Genomic DNA, 16,934 nt, shown 5'->3' with positions numbered 1-16,934 from the left:
CAGGTGCGTGTCGCTGTGCTTAACCGCTACACCGCTCTTGGCATGCCTGTCACAGAGCCCGTGGGGTAACTCCGTCCGGGGAAGGGGGAAGTTCGGCCAGACTTCGATTTGTGCAACAAAGCCCGCCACATGGACCAAGTTGATGATTATTTGGCGAACATAGAGCGAGCGCTGAGCAGTCAGTTCGGTTGGACCAATCACTATCGAGAAACCATACAGCCGTCTGACGCAAGGCAAACAAGTTCGCGCCATGTGCTATGGCACATTCTGCGGTTCGTCGCCCTGGCAAATTTTATTTTCCAATGCGCGGCGCTTTTCTATCCGAATCCGGTGGCGCAGTCTCTGTAACTTTCAAGTCTCTAACAGTAGGGAATGACCACTATGCGGAATGCAATTGCAGCATGCGCACGCGCTGCTCAAGGTCGGCTCGGGGCCGCTCGCTACTGCGTCAGATTGACTGCCCGAAAGTGTAGCGGCGTGTGGTATAAAGTAGGAAAAATTTCGTTTCAAAATGCCACCCGTTTCCCGAGCTGGATCTCGACACCTCCGCTTTCGTCAATTTTGTGGGAAACAAGCTCATAAACAGCAATCAGCTTGCCCGAACCGAACAGTTCTCCATTTTCATCTTTTCCGCCCTGTCTGATTATGGCGTAATCGCTCGTTTCTAGGGCGTCTATGAACTGCTCATACTTTTTTGAAAAACTGTGCCGAGGTCCCTTGAAAGGGTCCCTGTACACTTGGTTGGCATCAATTCGTGCGCCGTGCAGTATCGGCGCGTTGCTGATATCCAGGCCTCGCCCCTTGGCGTATCCGGTCCACGAAGATCGATATGCAAAGCCAGAATTCAAATCTCTCATCTTGATCATCACGATGATCCTACACTGGAAAAGCCGTTGTTTGGCCTCAACTATACATAGCACTTGAGTTGTCGACTATCTCGATCAGCGTCATACAGACGAACGTCAGGTATGAGGTGCTGCGACGCAGCACCTTCACCTATTTTATATGTCGGGTCTGGGCCGGGAGCGACGGCCGCCGCTGCCTGCCAGGCGCACGACCCTCTGCGTCGCTGCATGTCCGCTTCGAGCCTAACTAACCGCGCTGGTCGTAGGAAGTTTCGCAGTCGCAGCACGCGCGCGCCTGTCGCGGGCGGCCCATATGTATGTACCGGCTGCTGTTCGCAAATGATTTTTTGCACGATTTCGGAAGTCGCGCATATGTATCCGGCCTGTTGATCGACACGCGGATCGTGGCCTTGTTGGGGTTATGCACGCGCCGTGATCTAATTGGCGGAAAGGTCCACAAGGACCGAATGGGCCGTCAGATTCTGGGTCGTAATTGTTCCGTTCCATGCTTTCGATCTGTCGCGAACTCTTTTGGGCGCGCCGCCTCAGATGCCAGCGGCGACATCGTCTCGTGGTGCGACAAACGCGGTTCTTTGTCTCAGAATGCTCCAGGCCATGCGTGCCATCCACTGCCCGGCAGGGCATGCCGCAGGCATGTCCCGATAGGGTTATCGGCCAGTGCGACGGCCAGTTTGTTCCTGTTCATTCTTTCCGATGCCCTGATCAGCCAATCACCACAGCTGAGATCCGGCCATCGATTGGCCCGCATCAGGATGACCTTTGCGGCTTGGACGAAGAACATCCTCAGGTATCGGCTGCCGCGTCTAGAAATGCGGCCGAGCACCGTTCGTCCGCCGGTGCTGTATTGCCTGAGAACCAGGCCGACCCATGCGTCGAAATCCCGCCCACGCCTGAATGCCTCCCCTGTGCCGATTGCAGCAACCATGGCCGTCGAGATCATCGATCCGATGCCGGGAATGGTCATGACGTTGACGCAGTTCGGCGTCATTGTAATCGTTCTTTTGCCCCTTGATGAACGGCTTCACGTAGATTGCGGGGATGATGCGCGGTTCAAAGCCCATCTTGCGAAGCGTCCGACTGACAAAATGGGCGCTCAGGCAGGCTTCCATCCCGACGATGCATCGCGGCAACTTCTCGAATGTCGCGACGAGGGCCAACCGCTTGATCTGTTTGCGCAGCACCAATTGACCATCTCGGTCAAACCCGACGAGATGGAACGTATCGTTGCCGATGTCGATGGACATCAGCTGATCGAGGGTCTTATTCTCCATGCTACTTCTCCAACTTGCAGACATAGGCACAGCCTAGCCTGCCAGGTAAAGCAGCCGGTACATCCCATTAGCCGACCTTGGCTGAGTTCGGCTACGCCGCGACGCAGCTTCACGAGACCGGCCATTCGTCCATCGTGCGGCAGTTTCGTAAGGAGACGGGCGACAGAGCGGGAATAACCATCACTCCTTTCTTGCCACGCCGTGGGATCAGACATCAATTTTTTTGCCTGCAACGAAGATTATCTTCCAGTGTCGACTAAAGTCTTTCCAGACGTCACGAGAACAATGAAATCATGGCTTTCCGGGCTTCAACCGAACCGGCTCTTTAGGGTCGCGCTTACGGGATCTCCTTCAGAGACCAGCAGCTGGATACCGCTGAAACGCCAGCCATCAATTCGCTTTTTCAAGATAATAAAGGACGTGTAGGTGTCCTCTGCCAATTCGACGCCGTTTCGGAGAAAGCGAGTTTCATATGTGGCCCAGATGGTATCGTCATCTTTGAATTCCGCTTCAAAACAGCGGCGGACCATGTGGCTAAGCTTCTTGGCATTGATGGAACAAACCAAGGCTTCGCATATCGCTCTCATTTCGGACGTGTTCGCGGCAATCACTCTGCCCGACAGAGTCTCGATGGCGCACGGGATGTCACTGTATGCCATCATCGTATCGATGTCGCCAGACATTGTTGCGCCGGCGTGGTGATCCAGCCCGTCCTGCACAATCTCCAGAGCCTTGTAAGAAGCCATTTTCAATCCCCGCCGCATCGGTGTGCAACAAAAGCAAAAGTCCCTACTTTGGCAAGAGGAATATCTCTATGCGACGAGAGATTGGAAAGCCAAGGTGAAGCTTAGACCCGGTGCGGTCGTGCGGCAGCGCAACGGGGACCTTCCGGTTCGGGTTCGCCTGCCGTCAACGGTACGAAGCAGACAAATCGAAAATGATGCGAAACCTCATTTCCGTCCGCGACGCCGGGGTGCTTCAATCCCCCGGAACGCCGACCTGCCTGCTGGACAGCAACGGTAGAGTAGATGAAAAGCAGACAGCCAACAGGCTATTCAGAATACGGACGACGCGGAGATGCTGACATCAATCTGGCCAATATTCGCCTTGATCTGGCTTGGCTTCGGCCTCGCGCACCGTCGCTTTCCATCTATCGAGTTCTGGCCCGCGGCAGAGCGGCTGAACTACTTCGTCCTGTTCCCCGCATTGCTTATCTCCAGCCTCGCAGACGCGCCTTTGCGTGACCCGGAGGTACTTCGGTTGGGGGGAGCGGCAGTGTCTACGATCGTGATCGCAGCGACCGCGCTCGCTCTGTTCCGGCGGATCCGGCCAATGCCGTCGCAACGCTATGGGCCGGTTGTCCAAGGGGTGATCCGTTTCAACACCTATCTCGCCTTGTCACTCATCGCGACGCTTTCAGGACCGGACGGCTTGGAAACGGCAGCGTTCTACCTCGCCCTCGCCGTGCCACTTGTGAACCTGCTCTCCATTCTCGCTCTCAGCGACGCAGGCGCCGCGAAAGCGCCTCGAGCCCTGATGCGTGTGGTTCTGACCAACCCATTAATACTCGCCTGCCTCGCAGGTTTGGCGCTCGCGATCACGGGCGTCGGCCTCCCCTTCGGTCTGGACCGGTTGGTGACGCTGCTGGGCCAAGGCAGCCTTCCACTCGGTCTGCTCTGCATTGGAGCAGCGCTTCGGCCCGCCTCGCTTCGTATCAATGCCCTGCCTCTGATGACCACAAGCGTTGCCCGTCTGGTGCTGATGCCCCTTCTCGGCCTTGCCGTAGGGCATCTGTTCGACCTGGAAGGAACCGAAGCCATCATTATGGCCGTCTTCTGCGCCGTTCCAACTGCCCCGACTGCCTACGTGCTGACTCAGCAGATGAGGGGAGACGGGCAATTTATGGCTGGCATCGTCACTTTTCAGACCATGGCCGCAGTCCTGTCGATCCCGATTATGTTGACGTTTCTCGTGCTTTGACCTGCGTCGAGACGGTTGCGGCAAGTTGCGTTTCCGCAGCAACGTGCGCGGTGCCCATCTCGACCAGAGCCGGAGAGCACAGACACGACTGTTGCGTGGGCATCTGTGCAATAAGGGTCTCTCGCACTACCAATGCAGGTTGGCCAGCTCGCCCCTAACCCGACATTCGCTATTCAAGCGACCGCTGCGGCGCAGCTCCGCGAACCAGTCATTTAAGGCGTCGTGCAGCGTGATCCGGCGGCGCAATGGCAGACTTCGACTGAGTTTTCTCTCTTTGTCGCGCCACAGCGGAACCCGCAAGCGCCTCATCTGTTTGAATTTGGCATCCAAATTCCAGCAGAGGGCCTTTAAACGATGAGCACCCCTTTCAGTAATGCCCCGAAGTGGCGATCCTGAGCGTGATGATTTTCGACGAACTGTCAGCGTTTTTCGCAATCGAGACCTACCACCTGCAGCTCGCCTTCGTGGGCATGGTCATCATCCTGTCCTACTGGCTGCCTCGGCTGGTGTCCCGTAAGGAGCCTGTCGCTGCGCCTCTGATACTCGTCTTCAGTGGCGGCACCGCTTTTCTGCTTCCCGAGGTGTCACCACTGCCCGATCCTGTCAGTTCGCCAAAGATATGGGAGCATCTCAGCGAGATGGCGGTGATCGTCGCGCTTTTCGGTGCAGGGATGCGCATAGACGAAATCGGCTCGTGGCGGCGCTGGCGGCCTGCCACGAGGCTGCTGATCATCGCGATGCCCCTTACGATCATCGCGGTTGCGATCCTCGGGGCAGGTCTTGTGGGCCTTTCTCTTGCAAGTTCGGTCCTGCTCGGCGCGATTCTGGCCCCCACCGACCCGGTGCTGGCATCGGACGTTCAGGTTGGCCCACCGCATAAGGGAGGCGAGCGTCCGGTACGCTTCGCACTGACGACAGAAGCGGGCCTGAACGATGGGCTTGCCTTCCCCTTTGTTTACCTCGCTTTGTTCGTGGCTGCCGAAGGGATGACACCGACCTCCTGGGCGCTTGAGTGGGTCGGCATAGATGTCTTCTACAAGATCTTAGTCGGTGGCGTGGTCGGCTGGGCCGGTGGGCGAATGTTGGGCCTCGTCTTGTTCAAGATTCCCCGCAATGCCACTCTCGCTGAAACGGGCTCCGGCGTGATTGCCTTAGCGGGAGTCTTCCTGTGCTACGGTTCGAGCGAGCTTGTCGAAGGATACGGTTTCATCGCTGTCGCCGTCATGGGCTTCAACCTGCGGCGGATCGAGAAGGAACACGACTTTCATCGCCGGCTTCACGATTTCTCCGAGGCAATCGAGCATGGGCTGACGGCGCTTCTCCTGGTTGCTTTCGGAAGCGTCCTGCCCGTGCTTTTGACCAACCTGAACTGGACTCATCTCGCCATCGCTTTGGGGTTAATTCTGGTGATCCGACCGCTCGCAGGCTGGATCAGCTTGTCGGGAACCGGCTTGAGGAGAGGTGAGAGGATGATCGTCGCAGTCTACGGCATTCGTGGCATCGGATCCATATACTACCTCGCCTACGCCGCCTCTCAGGGAGAGATCGAGCAGCAGGCCGAGCTATGGTCTATCGTTGCGATCGTCGTGCTGTTGTCGACTATGCTCCACGGCTTTACCGTGGGGTTCGCGATGGATCGTTTACGTTCGGGCGGGTCACAGAGCGGGTAGGCAGCCGGCGCGGCGGGAACGCAGAAAAAGCGTTTCGCAACTTAACAAATTTCGAAAGCAGGCTCGCGTGTAAGTTCGTGCAAGCCTGTCTTTTCAAGGGAAATTTGCGAGCTCCATGGCGTTGTTGCAGAACTCTGGCGCTTGGGGATTCATTTCGCGAATCCATGCGGTTATATGGACGGCATGAGCAAGCCATCTCCCGCCCGCTATCGCACGACGAACTGGTCCAACTACAATGCGTCGCTCCGGAAGGGGGGTCCTTTCTGATCTGGGTCGACAAGGACATGAACTGGCTGGCGCCGCGTGACGGGCGCCGCGGACGACCAGAAGTGTTTTCCGATGCGGCCATTCAGTTCTGCTTGTCGATCAAGATCCTGTTCAAGCTGCCGCTTCGCCAGACCGCTGGCATGGTGACGAGCCTGCTGAAGCTGGCGGGGCTGGACTGGCCTGTGCCGGATTTCTCAACGTTGTGCCGCAGGCAAAAGACCCTGGCCGTTCAAGTACCCTATCGCCGCACGGATGCCCCGCTGAACCTGCTCGTGCCCTCTCGGGACATCCCTGCGGGATGCCCTGCCGGGTGACAGACAGCACCGGGATCAAGTTCCTCGGCCATGGCGAATGGCAGGCGCGCAAGCACGGGGTGCGGGGGCGGCGCCAATGGCGCAAGCGGCATCTTGCCATGGACCCGGCCACATCCAACATCCGCGCCGTGGAATTTCCCCCCAGCCGCGACGGCGACAGCCCTGTGCTGCCCGACCTGCTGGGCCAGATCCCGGAGAGCGAACCGATTGGCACAGTGACCGCGGACGGCGCCTACGACACGCGCCGCTGCCAGCAGGCTATCATCGAGCGCGACGCGGTTCCGATCATCCCGATCCGCAAGAACGGACGGCTATGGAAGGAAGACTGCCCAGCCGCACGTGCCCGCAACGACACCCTTCGGGCGACGCGATACTGAGGGCGGGCGTTCTGGAAACGGTGGACCGGATACCACGCCCGCAGCCGGATCGAGGCAAGGATGCGTTGCCTGAAATCCTTCGGTGAGCGCATCGCCGCACGTGACCCCGACCGCCAAACTGCCGAAATCCACATCCGCATCGCCCTCATGAACAGCTTCAACGCCCTCGGCACCGCCGAGATCGTTCGCATGGCATGACGTCAGCGGGGGAAGGGGCAGTCACGCCTCAAGCCAGCGTAATGCAACAAAGCCCAACAAAAGCAAAAGTCCCTACTTTGGCAAGATGAATATGTCTATGCGACGAGGGATTGGAACACCAAGGCGAAGTTCGGGCGCGGTGCGGTCATGCGGCAGCGCAACGTGGACCTTCCGGTTCGGGTCCGCCTTCCGTCAAACTCGGCCCGGAGCCGACATTCGCGCCATGGCAAAGCGCTGCGGTGCAGCTTCACCAGACCAGCCGTTCATCCATCGTGCAGCATTTTCGAGGGGCGAAGGTCGGCAGAGCGGGACTTTCCTGCCCTTCGCCCGACCTAAGCACTCCGTTCCTTGGCCGATGGCGCTCTCATCGCGCTGACCAGTTCCCGGTTCGCGGTGCCCCATTCGCACAGGGGAGCCAGAGCCTCGACGAGTGTCTCGCCGAATGGCGTCAACGCATAGTCAACCACGGGCGGGACGCAATGATGATCGCGCCGAAGCAGGACATTCATCTCCACCAGAGCGCGCAGTTGCTGGATCAGCACCTTCTCACTGATACCGCAAACGCGTCGTCGGATCTCGGAGAAGCGCGTGGGCCCGCTCTGGACGTGAAAGAGGATCAGTGGCTTCCATTTGCCCCCGATAACGGCCAGCGCCACGTCTAGACCGCAGGGCGTGTTCGTTCGATCCATGTCAATCTTGCCCTTACCTTTTGGTAGGTTCTACCATTCAGGTAATCCTGTGTCTACTTGGATGCCATGGCCGCGGCCAATTACTAAACTCCATGCCCTGTGCGGGAAAGGCAACCAAGATGACGGATCATCAGCACACCATTCGGAAGCTCTACGCGTCGGCCGAGGCGACCTCCCTCGACGTCGAGGCATTTCTTTCCTACTTCTGGCAAGACGGTTACGCCCGCGACATTCCCACTCAGATGGATTTCCGCGGCTCCGATATCGCGCTCGTCGCAAGCGGGATGGCCGAAGCCTTCCCTGACATTCACCGGGAGCTTTTCAGCATCGATGTATCGGGCGATACGGTAGTCGTCGAACTGGCCATCCGCGGCACGCTTATGACGCCGTCGGGCCCGCTTGCCGCAACCGGAAAGGTCATCGACGTCCCCTGCTGCGATGTCTTCAGGATGAAGGACGGGAAGATCGCGGCTTTCCACTGCTACAATGCGTCCTCGATCATGCAGCAGCAGCTGAGCTGACACTTCATGCCAAGGCGGCCCGGGAGGCAGCATTGGGCTCAAACCGGACTTGCGGCGGCGCGGCAGGGGCGAGCGCCTGGTCGCCCCTCGCGCGGCTTCGCTTCCGGCCCTGAACGGACATTCGCTGTCCTGCTGGGCGCCACGGCGCGGCTCCACCAAAGCGGCCGTTAGGGCCTCGCCGCAGCATTTCCAACGATCCAGGGTCGCCAGTGCGGGACGAAGTTGTCATTCCTCAGTTGAGGCTGGAAAGGTCGAGTATCGGTTTCTGGCCACCGGGGCGTTCGGCCTCGGCAAGGGCTTGTTGCCATTGCTGGGCTGGAAATACTCTTGGCTCTGAGGGCGGGGCCTCTGCGAGCACAGGCCAAATTTCGGAGAACGCGGCCTGCATACCCTGTCCTGCCAAGACCGCGAAGTGATCGCGCATGTGAAACCGGTGATAGCTCGCCCTGAGCCCGGACCCGGTCAGCACTGGTTTACCCGTCAGAAGGCCATAGGCTACGAAGTTGGTCTCCCTACGCATCTGCCCCAGAACATGTGTTCCGATGTCGCCACCGACAGAGTCGAAGGCAATGTCGGCCAAGGCGGAAGCCTCCGAAATGGCGCCGAGATCGTGTATTGAGATCGGCTCGATCCCCACTTGGCGCAACCGATCCTTCCGGCTCTCCGAACGATAGATTCCCATGACGCGTGCGGCTCCATGGGCGATAGCCAACCGTCCCACGTGTTCGGAACAGCTGGATCCCGCGCCACTGAGCAGCACCACCTTGCAGCGGACGGGCCAAAGCCGAAGCATCGTGGCGGCAGCCATGGGATTGATATAAGCCCGCGCCGCGACGATGTCGGGGATCGTGTCGGGCACCTCCACGGCATGGTGGGCCGGGCAATCGACATAGGTTTGCCAGGTGCCTTCTGCCCGTAGAGGCAGGACACGTCGACCGACCATGTGAGAGAGGGCCTCCGGGGCTTCAACCACGCGCCCGACACCCTCGTATCCAGCGACGGCCGGCAGCGAAATCCGATGTGCGTAGGCTCCTGAGATCGGGATCAGATCGGAGGGATTGACCGGCGCATAGGAGACTTCCACGCGAAATGACCCAGGAGCGCGTGGCGGCAACTCGCGATCAAGCATTTCAAGGGTCGTTTGTGGCGCGCCGAAAGTCCTGTAGATGGACGAGACACGCTTGGGGCCTGGGAGGCTTTTTCTGGACATACGTTGCCTTAGCTCATGACAAGACCGTCAGGAAAGGGCTCGAAGCGGACGTGCAGCAGCGCAGCCAGCTCGTCACCTGGCTGGCAGCAGCGACCGTCGCTCCCGGCCCACAGCCGACCTCCAAGACCTACTTAAGATGCTGCGGTGCAGCCCGTCACTGCTGCCATTCGTGCAGAGCGCAGCATTTTGACGGCTTTATCGTCGGTGTGCGGACATGGCGCAGCAGATTGCAGCGGTCAATGTCCAGCGCCCCATCTTCTTGCGCTTCCTTTCCCACAATCTTCAAGGTCGCTTTCAACATGAAGACCAAGCAGGCGCTTGTCGTCGTCGCTGAGTTGATCGTACATCTCGCTTCTTTCCATCAGCGTCATGACGTCGACTGTCCATTCATCGATTTCGATACGCTCCAGCGGTCGCGTGACGGAAATCCCATTCAGGACAGGGCGGTATTTCTTGCTTGCGGCAGCCTCACCATTACGGGTCAGTTCGACCCGATAAGGATTCAGAGCGCGGACCGCCCGTCGAACGGTCTCGCGACTCGGGATCGGCAGGCTGTCACGACCTTCCTCCGCGCGCTGCTCGTTGCGATTGCGATTGCGATTGCGAGAACTTAGCTGAACCCACTCATGGACGATCTCGATCGAAGGCTTGTCATCTGAGATGATATTTGCGCACTTCTCGCATCATCAAGCCGATGGCTTCCGGCCCCATCCGAGAAGAACGGTTGCCCCGGCTATCCATGCGGTCAATTAGACCGTTCCCCACTCGCCAACCAGGAACTGGAGAGAAAAACGACTGCCTTCGACCTCCGATGCCGCCTTGGCAAGTAACGCGCGAACCATCGCGGGTGCGGCGATCCGTGGCTGGCCGTACAGTTCGGAGCAAAGGTCGTAGCCGACCGCAGATATGGACTTTACGACAATCCGCGACGCGAGCGCTGGCTCGCTGCCCGCCAGACTGGCCAGCTTCATCCGGAAGAAGTTGGCCAGCGCCTTCGAAACGTGGTCAGGAGGACACTGGCATTAGGATTGACACGTGCCAAATAGACAGCACGGTGCAGCGCCACGATCATCTCGCCCGTTGCCGCCGATCCAGACACTCGGGTCGGGCCGGAAAAGGATCGTTCGACCAGATCGGCCTGAGCATGATGCAGGAACACGGCCCATTTGTCCCATAGGTAATCCAGCGCCTGCCTCAGTTCATCTGCATTGGTCAACACGCGGAAGCGGCGTTGGGCATCGGTTGCGTAAAGGGGCCCGCATCAACTGGCGCGGGCTCTGGCGGCTTAGGTTTCTCACCCACGGCCAGCTTGAGTAGAGCCTCCTGGGCCTCTTGTGGCAAATGCTCGACGAGGTCGAACAGTGTGCCCTCGGTCCCGGTACGGACATCGTTCACCCATTCCTCTGGTACACCAAAGGCCATCAGTTCGAACTTGCGGAGGTTGTTGAACAGCCGGGCGGCAGGTTTGACATCAGGTACAATGTCGACGGGCGTCTCTTTGGGCGTGAAGTTTTCGAACTCTTCAACCCGCTCGCGCACCTCCACCAGCTGCATGGCGCCAGTGGTCGGGAGACGCTCGATCTTGCGCCGCTCCGCCCATTTGCAGGCATCGTCATGGTGATCGACGTAGGCCAAGAGCATGCTGGAGGCCGTACGGTGGATGATCATCCAGATGTCAGCGTCAACCCGAACCGACCAGAAATTCGCGTCTTTGGCGCGGTCCAGTTTGAAAAGGGATAGACCGTTCGAGGTCGGGTCTAATTGCAGGTCGAGAGCGGTTGTCTTGGCAGCCTTCTGCTCTTGACGTTGCGCCACTCATGCGTCGCGCTGCATGATCCACCCGACCTCTGGCGCCGGCACGAAGCGCCACTTGCGCAGCGGTCCGGCCATCACGTTGAGGTAATACATCTCGAACCCGTAAGGCGCACCGCAGGGATGGTGTCCCCGGGGGACGAGCACGACGTCGCCATCTGACACCGCCATGGTCTCGTCGAGTTGCCCGTCATCGGTATAGACCCTCTGGATGCCGAAACCCGCGGCCGGATTGAGCCGGTGGTAATAGGTCTCTTCAAGGTAGGTGATGCGCGGGAAGTCGTCCTCGTCGTGCCGATGCGAGGGGTAGGAGGACCAGTGCCCAGCCGGGGTGAAAACCTCGGTCACGAGCAGGCTGTCGCAATAGTCCTCGTTCTCCATGGCGATGTTGTTGATGTGGCGAACATTAGTGCCCTTGCCGCGTTCGGTGAGGGTGATGCCGTCCGGTCCGATGCGTCGTGCCTCGTGACCGCCCTGTCCGGGCGCAGAGCAGACCGCGATCACGCAGTCGGTCTCGGCTACAGCCTTCCAGTTGGTGCCGTTCGGCAGGTAAAGGCAATGCGGCGGCGTCTTTTCGAAGACATTCATGCGCTCGCCCAGCGTGCCCCAGTCCTGTCCGGCGCCGGTGATCGCGGCCTTGCCCTCGACCATCACGAGGATGATCTCGCGTTCGCCCGTGGCCTCATCAGCGCTTTCGCCCGGGCGCAAACGGTAGAGGGAGAAGCCGACGTAGCGCCAGCCCGCCGACTGCGGGGTGATCTCGTGGACCTTGCCATGGGTGCCGAAGGGTTTGCGTTGCAAATCGCTCATTGATCGTCCTCTTGGTCGTGTCCCAGCGCCCGGGCCTGTGGGGACAGAAAGAATTCGTAAAGGCACCACAGCCCGAGAGTGCCAAAGAGGATCGCCCAGAACACCGCGCCGGTCGCAAGTTCCAACACAGCCCAGCCGAGGCAGAGTGCAACGATCACGACCCGCCGCCAGAGGGGGGCGAAAAAAGCGTGTGCGGGATCAAACAGCCGCACGAGTGCTGTCCAGCCCTGCCTCTGCCGCCATGCGCTTCAGCTCCCGTAGACCGAGATCCTGATATTGCCTCGGGTCGCGCACGGCGCTGTCCTGCTCCGCTTCAATGACCAGCCAGCCGGTGTAACCATGCTGCGCAGCGACCTTCAGCACGGGGGCAAAGTCCACCACACCCTCTGCATCGCCGGGAACGGTGAAAGCGCCACGGCGCACACCTTCGAGAAACGAAAGGCCCTGCTCGCGGACCTGCCTTGCAATGTCCGGGCGCACGTTCTTGCAATGGATGTGGCTGACGCGATCCATGTATTTTTGCGCGACTTCGGCCGGGTCGGCGCCGCCGAACCAGGCATGGCCGGTATCTAGCAGCAGTCGCGTTTCAGGGCCCGCCATCTTCATGAAGCGGTCGATGTCCGCCGCGCTTTCGATGATCGTGCCCATGTGGTGATGATAGCCCATCTTGACGCCAAGCGTGTGCGCATAGGCCGAAAGCGCCTCGTAGCCGGTCGAAAAGCGATCCCATTCGGCATCGGTCATGATGGGGCGGTCGTTCACCGGGATCCCGTCGCTGCCATGGACGGTATTCGAGCATTCGCAGGCATTGATGTGGTCGCCGCCGGCGGCCTGGGTGAAATCGATCCACGCCTTCAGTCGGGCCTTTTCGGTCTCGATGTCGTTCGTGAGGATATTGGTCGAGAACCAGCCCGCCGCGAAGCGCAGCCCGTAGGCGCCCAGCGCCTGTTTCAGCGCGGCGCCGTCATCGGGCATCTTGTGACCCTTCTCGATCCCGTCGAAGCCGATCTCGCGGCAATCCGTCAGGCAGTCGTCAAGGCTCAGGTGATCGCCGATGGACCAGTCGTCGTCGTTGGACCACGCGATGGGGTTCGTGCCGTAAAGGATCATGGTGTGTCTCCCGAAGGACAAGTCAGTTGAAGGTTCTTTGAAGCGCCGCGTTCGCGTCGTAGCGCCCGCGCGCCTCGTCAAGCCGGTCGGGGCCGCCAGTCTGTGGCACGGCCACATCCCACCAGTGGCCACCCGCCCCGGCTCCGGGCACGGCGTCGGTCTCGATCAGGATCACGCTCGGCACGTCGCGGCTGCGCGCCTCGACGATCTTTCGCTCCAGATCGGCGATGTCGGCGGCCTTCTCGGCATGTGCTCCCATCGATGCGGCATGCGCGACGAAATCGATCTTCGGCCAGACGTCGCTGTCCTTGTACATGTTGTTGAACTCGGCCCCGCCGCATTCGATCTGAAGGCGGTTGATGCAGCCGTAGCCCGAATTGTCGGTCAGGACGACGGTAAAGGGCACCTTCCGCGCAACTGCGGTAGCAAGCTCCGAGTTGGCCATCATGTACGAGCCGTCGCCGACGAAGCAGATCACCTCTTTCTCTGGCGCGGCAAGCTTGATGCCCATGGCCCCCGCGACCTCGTAGCCCATGCAGGAATAGCCGTATTCCATGTGGTATCCGCCCCTCGCGGCCTGCCAAAGCACCTGAAGCGCGCCGGGCATCGTTCCGGCGGCACACATCGCGACGGTGTTGTCCTCTGAAATCCTCTGCACGGCCCCGATCACCTGCGCGTCGGTGGGCAGCGCGTTGGCGTCAGCCTCGGGCGCGGCGGTGACGCGGCCCACCTCAGCGTTCCAATCCTCGCGCGCGGACGGATCATGCGCGTCGAAGCGCAGATCGCCGAGTGCTGCGGTCAACTTCTCCAGCGCGACCTTCGCATCACAGACGAGCGGTGTCGCAAGGTGCTTGGACGCGTCATAGGGATGCAGGTTGATCGAAACGAGCTTGCGCCCCTCGCGGCCGAAGACCGTCCAAGAGCCGGTGGTGAAGTCCTGGAACCGCGTGCCCACCCCGATGACAAGGTCCGCCTTCGCCGCCAGTTCGTTGCCGCAGCCCGATCCGGTCACGCCAGGAGAGCCGAAGTTCAGCGCGTGGCTCGCGGCGATGCCGCCCTTGCCGGCCTGGGTTTCCAGCACGGGAATGTTATGCGTCTCGGCAAAGGTACGAAGCGTCTCGTCGGCCCCGGAATAAAGCACGCCGCCGCCCGAAACGATCACCGGGCACTCGGCCTCGGCAATCATCCGGGCCACGTCGGCCACCTCGCGCGCGTCGGGCTCCGGCCGACGGATGCGCCACGTGCGCGGCGCGAAGAAATCCTCGGGGTAGTCGAATTCCTCGGCTTGGACGTCCTGGCAAAAGCCGAGAACAACTGGGCCGCAATTCTGCGGATCGGTCATCGTCGCCATCGCGCGCGGCAAGGCGGTCAACAAATGTTCAGGCCGCGAGATGCGATCAAAATAGCGCGCGACTGGGCGGAAGCAGTCGTTGGCCGAAATCGTGCCGTCGTCGAAATCCTCGATTTGCTGCAGCACCGGATCGGGGCGCCGGTTGGCGAAGACATCGCCGCAGATCATCAGGACCGGCAGACGGTTCACGTGCGCAAGCGCGCAGGCCGTGACCATGTTGGTCGAGCCCGGCCCGATGGAGGACGTGATGGCCATCGCCTTCAGCCGCCGCTTGGTCTTGGCGTAAGCGATGGCGGCATGGGCCATGGTCTGTTCGTTCTGGCCGCGCCACGTCGGGATATCGTCACGATACCGATGCAGCGCCTCGCCGACACCGGCAACGTTGCCGTGGCCGAAGATGGCCCAGACGCCTTCGATAAAGCGTTCGAGCTTTGGTTGCCCTACCGCTTCACTGCTTGAGGACTCCGCTTCCATCATCTGGACCGAGAGCCATTTCACCATGGCCTGCGCGGCCGTGAGCTTGATCGTGTTGGTCATGCGACCACCTCCTCCTTCGCGCCTGCGCGCGCGTTGTCCCAGATGCGGCAGAGCCGCGTGTAATTGTCGGCCATTGTCGAAACAGCCTCGGCGTCGCCGATCCGGTCCGCCATCCAGTCGCGGGCAACCTGACCGAAGACGGTTCTGCCGACAGCAAAGCCCCGAACCAGCGGGAACGAAGCCGCCAGCCGGAAGCTTTCGGCCAGCTCGGCCTCGGGCGCGTCGAGGCCCAGCACAACGATGCCGCGCGTGCGCGGATCGTTGCGCTCGATCGCGTCGACGGCGTTCTGCCAAGCGGCCCGGGATTTGAAGGGTTCGAGTTTCCACCAATCGGGATAAACCCCCGCGTCATAGAACGTCTGGATCAGTCTCGCGGAGGTCTCGTTGTCGACGGGCCCGACCTTCGACGGGATGATCTCCAGCAGGAACTCAAGGTTGTTGCGCCGCGCAGCCGTGAAGAGCCGCTTGACCCGTGCGACCTGCATGCCTGCCGTCTTGTCGTCGTCGTCCGGGTGGCAGAAGACCAGAAGCTTCACGACATTCTCCTTGGCCCATTCGCGCAGGCCGCCGAGATCGTCACCCAGTTCCGGCTCGAACTCGATGGGCCGAGACCCGGGAAGCTCCGTCGGCCTGCCGATCCAGAGCCCGGTGCCCGACGCCTTGTGCAAGGCCGTGCGGCCGATGCGGTTGTCGCAAAGGATGCCGTAGCCGGGTCGACCGGCTTGCACCCGCAGCGCCGCGTCAAGGCACAGTTCCTTGAAGGCCGACCCCTTCTCTAGGGTGTAGCCTTCCATTTCCTCGATCTGCACGCGGTGGTCAAACGCAAAGGTCTTGACCGAGGTCCAGTCGCCCGCGCGATTAGTGGCCCAGTGGACCTGTTCGAGGTCCACGTCTTTGCGCAGGTCCGGCCGCACGATGCCCCGCTCGAAGAAGAACTGAAGCTCCTCCCACGACGGGTAGGCCGGGGTGCAGCCATGACGCGAGACGGCGAAGGCCCCGCAGGCATTGGCGTATTTCAGCGTGGTCGGCCAGTCTTCGCCATCGAGCCAGCCCTTGATTAGCCCCGACATGAATCCGTCGCCTGCCCCCAGCACGTTGAAGACCTCGATGGGGAAGCCCGGACCGGTCTGACCGTCATCAAGGTTGTCCGGGATCGCGCCCGCGAAGGCAGACGCCCCCATCGGCCCGCGCTTGCACACCAGCGTCGCATCCGAAACACTGCGCACAGCCCGCAGCGCCGCAATCGTATCGGTTGTCCCACCGGCGATGTGAAATTCTTCCTCTGTCCCAACGATCACGTCGAAATAATGAAGCGATTCCTGAAGCTTGCCTGTCACCGCGGCGCTCTCGACAAACCGGCTTTCACCCTCGCCGTGGCCGGCGACGCCCCAGAGGTTCGGGCGATAGTCGATGTCGAGCGCGGTCTGCAGGCCGGCCTCACGCGCGATCTTCAGCGCCTTGAGCGTCGCCGCCTCTACCTTGGGATGGGACAGGTGGGTACCGGTCGCCACGACCGCGCGGGCGCTGCGAATGAAATTCTCGTCGATGTCGTCCTCGGTCAGCCCCATATCGGCGCAGTCCGAACGGTAGAAGATCAGCGGGAACTGCTCCTGGTCGCGGATGCCCAGCAAGACAAGTGCCGTCAGCCGGTCGGGATCGACCTTCACGCCATCGGTGTTCACGCCCTCGCGGGTCAGTTGTTCGGTTATGAAGCGGCCCATGTGCTCGTCACCGACACCGGTGATGACGGCCGACTTCAGGCCAAGCCGCGCCGTCCCGCAGGCGATATTGGTGGGCGAGCCGCCGATATACTTGGAGAACGACCCCATATCCTCGAGCCGCCCGCCGATCTGATCGCCGTAAAGGTCCACCGAGGACCGGCCGATTGTGATGACGTCAAGGGTCTTCATGTCCGCATTCCTTCATTCGTCCATAGAGTTGGCCGGGCGAC

Annotated in this window: 16 protein-coding genes and 2 pseudogenes; 5 read left to right on the top strand and 13 right to left on the bottom strand. The window is 60.7% G+C overall.

What is annotated here, in order from left to right; all coding sequences use genetic code 11:
• Window positions 1-506: 506 nt before the first annotated feature.
• The 3 genes and pseudogenes from J4E08_RS23290 to J4E08_RS23280 all read right to left on the bottom strand — a co-directional run bounded on the left by J4E08_RS23290 (window position 507) and on the right by J4E08_RS23280 (window position 2,883).
• The gene (locus tag J4E08_RS23290; RefSeq protein WP_349540546.1) at window positions 507-866 is read right to left on the bottom strand and encodes a hypothetical protein; all 360 of its coding nucleotides are present in this window, start codon (window positions 864-866) and stop codon (window positions 507-509) included.
• Between the two features lie 741 nt (window positions 867-1,607).
• Window positions 1,608-1,842: pseudogene (locus J4E08_RS24630) on the bottom strand (transposase); the annotation flags it as partial.
• 603 nt (window positions 1,843-2,445) lie between these two features.
• Window positions 2,446-2,883: a hypothetical protein gene (locus tag J4E08_RS23280; RefSeq protein WP_183969768.1), complete on the bottom strand. Its 438-nt coding sequence runs from the start codon at window positions 2,881-2,883 to the stop codon at window positions 2,446-2,448.
• Between the two features lie 331 nt (window positions 2,884-3,214).
• On the opposite strand from J4E08_RS23280, the gene J4E08_RS23275 reads away from it, so the two are divergent.
• From J4E08_RS23275 to J4E08_RS23265, 3 genes and pseudogenes are all read left to right on the top strand, one after another.
• On the top strand, window positions 3,215-4,117 hold the full coding sequence (locus J4E08_RS23275) for an AEC family transporter (protein WP_349540545.1): 903 nt from the start codon (window positions 3,215-3,217) through the stop codon (window positions 4,115-4,117).
• A 383-nt stretch (window positions 4,118-4,500) separates the two neighbouring features.
• A complete protein-coding gene (locus J4E08_RS23270; RefSeq protein WP_349540544.1) occupies window positions 4,501-5,787 on the top strand; it encodes a cation:proton antiporter in 1,287 nt (428 codons plus the stop codon).
• Between the two features lie 183 nt (window positions 5,788-5,970).
• Window positions 5,971-6,943 (top strand): annotated as a pseudogene (locus tag J4E08_RS23265) (IS5 family transposase).
• A 332-nt stretch (window positions 6,944-7,275) separates the two neighbouring features.
• Here the strand turns inward: J4E08_RS23265 and J4E08_RS23260 are convergent.
• Window positions 7,276-7,632, bottom strand: a complete 357-nt coding sequence (locus tag J4E08_RS23260) for a winged helix-turn-helix transcriptional regulator (RefSeq protein ID WP_349540543.1) — start codon at window positions 7,630-7,632, stop codon at window positions 7,276-7,278.
• Window positions 7,633-7,751: 119 nt separating this feature from the next.
• On the opposite strand from J4E08_RS23260, the gene J4E08_RS23255 reads away from it, so the two are divergent.
• Window positions 7,752-8,153, top strand: coding sequence for a nuclear transport factor 2 family protein (locus J4E08_RS23255; protein WP_349540542.1), 402 nt, complete (start codon window positions 7,752-7,754; stop codon window positions 8,151-8,153).
• A gap of 232 nt (window positions 8,154-8,385) precedes the next feature.
• On the opposite strand, the gene J4E08_RS23250 is transcribed toward J4E08_RS23255, so the two are convergent.
• Window positions 8,386-9,237, bottom strand: coding sequence for an alcohol dehydrogenase catalytic domain-containing protein (locus J4E08_RS23250; protein WP_349540541.1), 852 nt, complete (start codon window positions 9,235-9,237; stop codon window positions 8,386-8,388).
• Between the two features lie 5 nt (window positions 9,238-9,242).
• Here J4E08_RS23250 and J4E08_RS23245 point away from each other — a divergent pair, with 5 nt between their 5' ends.
• Window positions 9,243-9,977, top strand: coding sequence for a hypothetical protein (locus tag J4E08_RS23245; protein WP_349540540.1), 735 nt, complete (start codon window positions 9,243-9,245; stop codon window positions 9,975-9,977).
• A gap of 135 nt (window positions 9,978-10,112) precedes the next feature.
• Here J4E08_RS23245 and J4E08_RS23240 read toward each other — a convergent pair whose 3' ends face one another.
• The 8 genes from J4E08_RS23240 to J4E08_RS23205 are packed head-to-tail and all read right to left on the bottom strand — an operon-like array spanning window position 10,113 to window position 16,893.
• Entirely contained in the window at window positions 10,113-10,334 is a 222-nt protein-coding gene (locus tag J4E08_RS23240) for a hypothetical protein (protein ID WP_349540539.1), read from the bottom strand.
• A complete protein-coding gene (locus J4E08_RS23235; protein ID WP_349540538.1) occupies window positions 10,331-10,579 on the bottom strand; it encodes a hypothetical protein in 249 nt (82 codons plus the stop codon). Before J4E08_RS23235 ends, J4E08_RS23240 begins: the two co-directional genes overlap by 4 nt.
• Window positions 10,576-11,178 carry a hypothetical protein gene (locus J4E08_RS23230; RefSeq protein ID WP_349540537.1) on the bottom strand — a complete coding sequence of 201 codons (603 nt, stop codon included), beginning with the start codon at window positions 11,176-11,178 and terminating at the stop codon, window positions 10,576-10,578. Before J4E08_RS23230 ends, J4E08_RS23235 begins: the two co-directional genes overlap by 4 nt.
• The gene (iolB, locus tag J4E08_RS23225) at window positions 11,179-11,985 is read right to left on the bottom strand and encodes a 5-deoxy-glucuronate isomerase (RefSeq protein WP_349540536.1); all 807 of its coding nucleotides are present in this window, start codon (window positions 11,983-11,985) and stop codon (window positions 11,179-11,181) included. It abuts the gene before it with no gap.
• On the bottom strand, window positions 11,982-12,143 hold the full coding sequence (locus J4E08_RS23220) for a hypothetical protein (RefSeq protein WP_349540535.1): 162 nt from the start codon (window positions 12,141-12,143) through the stop codon (window positions 11,982-11,984). The genes iolB and J4E08_RS23220 overlap by 4 nt, the downstream gene beginning before the upstream one ends.
• Window positions 12,144-12,183: 40 nt before the next feature.
• Window positions 12,184-13,095 carry a myo-inosose-2 dehydratase gene (iolE, locus tag J4E08_RS23215; RefSeq protein ID WP_349540534.1) on the bottom strand — a complete coding sequence of 304 codons (912 nt, stop codon included), beginning with the start codon at window positions 13,093-13,095 and terminating at the stop codon, window positions 12,184-12,186.
• Between the two features lie 22 nt (window positions 13,096-13,117).
• Complete coding sequence (gene iolD, locus J4E08_RS23210) at window positions 13,118-14,983, bottom strand: 3D-(3,5/4)-trihydroxycyclohexane-1,2-dione acylhydrolase (decyclizing) (RefSeq protein ID WP_349540533.1); 1,866 nt, start codon at window positions 14,981-14,983, stop codon at window positions 13,118-13,120.
• Window positions 14,980-16,893: a bifunctional 5-dehydro-2-deoxygluconokinase/5-dehydro-2-deoxyphosphogluconate aldolase gene (locus tag J4E08_RS23205; protein WP_349540532.1), complete on the bottom strand. Its 1,914-nt coding sequence runs from the start codon at window positions 16,891-16,893 to the stop codon at window positions 14,980-14,982. The genes iolD and J4E08_RS23205 overlap by 4 nt, the downstream gene beginning before the upstream one ends.
• Window positions 16,894-16,934 lie beyond the last annotated feature (41 nt).

Source organism: Sagittula sp. NFXS13 (assembly GCF_040148795.1).
Lineage (GTDB): Bacteria > Pseudomonadota > Alphaproteobacteria > Rhodobacterales > Rhodobacteraceae > Sagittula > Sagittula marina.
Note: the sequence above shows the minus strand (reverse complement) of the source record. Positions and strands in the feature narration are given on the sequence as shown.

Bases quoted from the DNA above. Each gene is read 5' to 3' on its own strand.
- J4E08_RS23290 (WP_349540546.1), bottom strand. From the start codon at position 866: ATGATCAAGATGAGAGATTTGAATTCTGGCTTTGCATATCGATCTTCG.
- J4E08_RS23280 (WP_183969768.1), bottom strand. From the start codon at position 2,883: ATGGCTTCTTACAAGGCTCTGGAGATTGTGCAGGACGGGCTGGATCAC.
- J4E08_RS23275 (WP_349540545.1), top strand. From the start codon at position 3,215: ATGCTGACATCAATCTGGCCAATATTCGCCTTGATCTGGCTTGGCTTC.
- J4E08_RS23260 (WP_349540543.1), bottom strand. From the start codon at position 7,632: ATGGATCGAACGAACACGCCCTGCGGTCTAGACGTGGCGCTGGCCGTT.
- J4E08_RS23255 (WP_349540542.1), top strand. From the start codon at position 7,752: ATGACGGATCATCAGCACACCATTCGGAAGCTCTACGCGTCGGCCGAG.
- J4E08_RS23245 (WP_349540540.1), top strand. From the start codon at position 9,243: ATGACCCAGGAGCGCGTGGCGGCAACTCGCGATCAAGCATTTCAAGGG.
- J4E08_RS23240 (WP_349540539.1), bottom strand. From the start codon at position 10,334: ATGAAGCTGGCCAGTCTGGCGGGCAGCGAGCCAGCGCTCGCGTCGCGG.
- iolB (WP_349540536.1), bottom strand. From the start codon at position 11,985: ATGAGCGATTTGCAACGCAAACCCTTCGGCACCCATGGCAAGGTCCAC.
- iolE (WP_349540534.1), bottom strand. From the start codon at position 13,095: ATGATCCTTTACGGCACGAACCCCATCGCGTGGTCCAACGACGACGAC.
- iolD (WP_349540533.1), bottom strand. From the start codon at position 14,983: ATGACCAACACGATCAAGCTCACGGCCGCGCAGGCCATGGTGAAATGG.
- J4E08_RS23205 (WP_349540532.1), bottom strand. From the start codon at position 16,893: ATGAAGACCCTTGACGTCATCACAATCGGCCGGTCCTCGGTGGACCTT.